The sequence below is a fragment of the Bartonella sp. AP57NXGY genome (genome assembly GCF_042195805.1).
Classification (GTDB): Bacteria; Pseudomonadota; Alphaproteobacteria; order Rhizobiales; family Rhizobiaceae; genus Bartonella.
The window spans coordinates 1-1,195 of sequence record NZ_JBHIOZ010000317.1; the positions used below are offsets into that span (position 1 = coordinate 1).

Sequence of the window (1,195 nt, forward strand, 5' to 3'; positions counted from 1 at the left end):
CAAGCAATAACCGGTATAAAAGCTCTTTCTTTTTTTGATGCAATTGCACCTATTATCCATACCGACAGTATTGATATCAACATTTGTTGGTATCAGTCTCGCTATGATAAAATTGGTCCTGAGGGAACAGGAAAAGATTATCTTAATTGTCCCCTCAACAAAGAACAATATGAAACATTCGTTGAAGCGTTAAAAAATGCTGAAAAAACAGAGTTTCGTGACTTTGAAAAAACGCCCTATTTTGATGGATGCCTCCCCATTGAAATTATGGCTGAGCGCGGACTTGAAACGTTAAGACATGGTCCTATGAAACCTATGGGCTTAACTAATGCCCATAACCCTACAGTTAAACCCTATGCTGTCGTTCAATTACGCCAAGATAATAAACTTGGAACGCTTTATAATATGGTCGGCTTTCAGACAAAATTGAAATATGGTGAACAAATTCGCATTTTTAGAATGATTCCCGGTCTTGAAAAAGCAGAGTTTGCGCGTCTTGGTGGTCTTCACCGCAATACCTACCTCAACTCGCCAATTATTCTTGATCAAACCCTTCGTTTAAAACAAAAAAAACAACTACGCTTTGCAGGGCAAATTACCGGATGTGAAGGTTATGTAGAATCAGCGGCAATAGGGCTTCTTGCTGGACGTTTTGCTGCTGCCGAATATCATCATATTTCCCCTTGCCTACCCCCACAAACTACAGCATTCGGAGCCCTTTTGAATCATATTACAGGGGGACACATCATAGATGAAAAAGCAGAAACACAATCTTTTCAGCCAATGAATATCAATTTCGGACTCTTTCCGCCTATTGCTTCTATTAAACATTCAGGAAAACGCTTACCAAGTAAAGAAAAAAAATTAGTAAAAAAACAAGCCATAACAGCGAGAGCTCTCAATGATTGTACTCAGTGGTTAGCAAATAAAGAATCAAAGAGCTCCTGTTTATAAAAAACACACGATTCGCCTCTCTCCTACTGAATAGATCTTTATAACTCTCGTGAAAAAATCATTCTAAAGCCTTTTAAAGACTGTCTCCCCCAATCAATAAATACTACCCTACGTTTCATCATTTATTCAATTATGTAGATGCTGTAAAATAACTTTTGGCTATAAAAAAACTTTACCGCTATCAATAATTTAATATGATTTAATGACTAAAAACAAAATAATTATATAAACATATTATGAA

At 36.4% G+C, this 1,195-nt stretch carries 1 protein-coding gene; it reads left to right on the forward strand.

What is annotated here, in order from left to right; genetic code table 11:
• The coding region (trmFO, locus tag ACFIL8_RS10605; RefSeq protein WP_375689737.1) for a methylenetetrahydrofolate--tRNA-(uracil(54)-C(5))-methyltransferase (FADH(2)-oxidizing) TrmFO at positions 1-954 on the forward strand (954 nt) is incomplete at its 5' end.
• Positions 955-1,195 lie beyond the last annotated feature (241 nt).